The organism is Anaerovibrio sp. (assembly GCF_024697385.1).
Taxonomy (GTDB): domain Bacteria; phylum Bacillota; class Negativicutes; order Selenomonadales; family Selenomonadaceae; genus Anaerovibrio.
Map to the genome: position 1 here is coordinate 1 of NZ_JAILFV010000131.1, position 2,155 is coordinate 2,155.

Sequence of the window (2,155 nt, forward strand, 5' to 3'; positions counted from 1 at the left end):
AGCTTTAAGATGTCCCCTTCCTCTTTAGGTGGGGGAAAACAAACTACAACAGCTGGCGAGCATATCTCCCAGCTCGTTGAAACGCTAATTGGAAGATTTTTCTTCTAAAGAAGAAAAATTTGAACAATGGCGTTATAATAAAATAATTTATTATTTATACTTGATATTACGATTCTATTTTAAAGGGGAGGTGAATGCTTATGTTATCTGAAATGTTATATTTGAATATTCGTCATGAACTGCCACAGATAAGCATTCACCAGGAACAGGCCAGGGCCATAAAAAACACCTTTAGGCCTGCTGAGATGCATCGCCATTATGATCCTCCCCTGGCAGATGTGGCGGCGACACAGGTTAAGGTTGACATAGATTCCTATGAGAGCCGTAAGGCATATGGATTTTTAAATCATCGTGATTTTGCTGCCAAATATGGTGGTGAGGGCCTGCAGTCTGTAGCCCAGAATACATCACGGCTTACCCAGTCAGGCTGGAATTTTGCCAAAAATGGTGCAAAGCCTGGAAGCAACCTTATTGGGCAGGAGGCAAAATCAAGGCTCCGTAGTCAGATGGTACAGTGGCCGGCATGGGAGGCGAAGCTGATACCCATGCCAAAAATTACCGTGACACCATCTCAAATAAAGGGTAAAATGGACCCAGGAAGTGATACCATGGAAATTCATTCAACGGGTACCCCCGAGATTGAAAATCAGCCAGGCTCAGCAGAAACGACGCTGGCCAGCAAGGGCTATGTGAAACAATGGGTTACTCAGGGGCATTATGATATTTATGCTTGATAATGTAATTGTGGAGGTTATTAAGTAATGAAAAATATTAATACTACAAGATTTGGTGAAATAGAGGTAGAGGATGATTCAATTATTGTCTTCGACCATGGTATTCCGGCTTTTGAGGATGAGCATGAGTTTACCGTACTTCCTTATGATGCTGAAAGCCCATATTTGTACCTGCAGTCGGTATCCAGTCCGGAGCTGGCCTTTTTGATGACAGATCCATTTGTATTTTTCCCGGATTATACCTTTGAATTGGATGATGCCAACATGAAGGAATTGGGAGTCAGCAATGATGCGGATGTTCTTGTATGCTCCCTAATTACCGTACCACCTACAGGTGTTCCGGACATGACTACGAATTTACTGGCTCCAATTGTGATAAATCAGGCCAATATGAAGGCCAAGCAGATTGTTTTGGAGAAGACCAGCTATACTACGAAGCATAGACTGTTCCCGAAGAAAAAGGAGGAATAGAACATGCTTGTACTGACCAGACACCCCAAGCAACAGATCATGATTGGGGATGACATAGTTATCAACATTGTTGAGGTCAACGGTGATAATGTTCGCATCGCTATCGATGCACCTCGCAGTGTTAAGGTTTATAGAGGAGAAATCTATAGAGTTATTCAGGAAGAGAACCGTAAGGCTGCAGCTCCGGCTGATAATATAGATTTGTCTCAGGCGTTACCTAAATAATGGATTATATCTTATTTATTCTACGGAGGGATTAAAAATGATAGGAAGCATTTCGGACATGACAACTGCTGCTGTTGTGGTTTCAGCGGTAGATGGTGGCAGTACCCAAAAAAAAGCGCAGGAGCCTGTAGTACAGCAGTCTGCACCGGCCCCTGAGGATCAGTTAAGCACAGAAGCGGTTATTCAGAGCAAGGTTAATGCATCAACGGATGCGGATCAGGCTGATAACCAGAATAAAGAAAAGGATAACAAGGAACAGGCTCTTGACAGTCTCAATGAGGAATTTGTCAGTGAAATGACAAAGGAACTTAACGAGCTTATGAGCAAGCTTAATTGTGACCTGGAATTCAAGTATCACAAGGAAGTCAATGTAATGTCTGTCAAGATGGTAGACAAGAAGACCAATGAGGTTATCAAGGAATATCCACCAGAGGAAATGGTGGAAGGTATGATTAAAGCACAGGAATGGATTGGGGCATTCTTGGATAAGAACGCATAAAGGAGGTCCTCATTATGGGTGCAAATGGCATATATGGCTTATCAGGCTCCGGTCTGGATGTAGAATCCCTGGTAAAAATGGGGATGATGTCCAAACAGAAACAGCTTGACAAGCTACAGCAAAAGGAAACCAAGAATACCTGGCTCAAGGAAGCATACAATAATGT

Annotated in this window: 6 protein-coding genes; all 6 read left to right on the plus strand. The window is 42.7% G+C overall.

Annotation, left to right across the window (positions count from 1 at the left end; translation table 11 throughout):
- Nucleotides 1-88: 88 nt before the first annotated feature.
- Entirely contained in the window at nt 89-211 is a 123-nt protein-coding gene (locus K6C05_RS07710) for a hypothetical protein (RefSeq protein WP_296733278.1), read from the plus strand.
- Nucleotides 201-794 (plus strand): DUF6470 family protein, encoded by a 594-nt coding sequence (locus tag K6C05_RS07715; RefSeq protein ID WP_296733280.1) that lies wholly within the window; start codon nt 201-203, stop codon nt 792-794. Before K6C05_RS07710 ends, K6C05_RS07715 begins: the two co-directional genes overlap by 11 nt.
- A gap of 27 nt (nt 795-821) precedes the next feature.
- Complete coding sequence (gene fliW / locus K6C05_RS07720; protein ID WP_296733283.1) at nt 822-1,265, plus strand: flagellar assembly protein FliW; 444 nt, start codon at nt 822-824, stop codon at nt 1,263-1,265.
- Between the two features lie 3 nt (nt 1,266-1,268).
- Nucleotides 1,269-1,490 carry a carbon storage regulator CsrA gene (gene csrA, locus K6C05_RS07725; protein WP_296733285.1) on the plus strand — a complete coding sequence of 74 codons (222 nt, stop codon included), beginning with the start codon at nt 1,269-1,271 and terminating at the stop codon, nt 1,488-1,490.
- A gap of 37 nt (nt 1,491-1,527) precedes the next feature.
- Entirely contained in the window at nt 1,528-1,989 is a 462-nt protein-coding gene (locus K6C05_RS07730) for a flagellar protein FlaG (RefSeq protein WP_296733288.1), read from the plus strand.
- A 14-nt stretch (nt 1,990-2,003) separates the two neighbouring features.
- Nucleotides 2,004-2,155, plus strand: a 152-nt coding sequence (locus K6C05_RS07735; protein ID WP_296733291.1) for a flagellar cap protein FliD N-terminal domain-containing protein, incomplete at its 3' end; no start/stop codon positions are given.

What these genes read in the sequence shown, in the direction of transcription:
- fliW (WP_296733283.1), top strand. Translation starts at nt 822, where the DNA reads ATGAAAAATATTAATACTACAAGATTTGGTGAAATAGAGGTAGAGGAT.
- K6C05_RS07730 (WP_296733288.1), top strand. Translation starts at nt 1,528, where the DNA reads ATGATAGGAAGCATTTCGGACATGACAACTGCTGCTGTTGTGGTTTCA.
- K6C05_RS07715 (WP_296733280.1), top strand. Translation starts at nt 201, where the DNA reads ATGTTATCTGAAATGTTATATTTGAATATTCGTCATGAACTGCCACAG.
- csrA (WP_296733285.1), top strand. Translation starts at nt 1,269, where the DNA reads ATGCTTGTACTGACCAGACACCCCAAGCAACAGATCATGATTGGGGAT.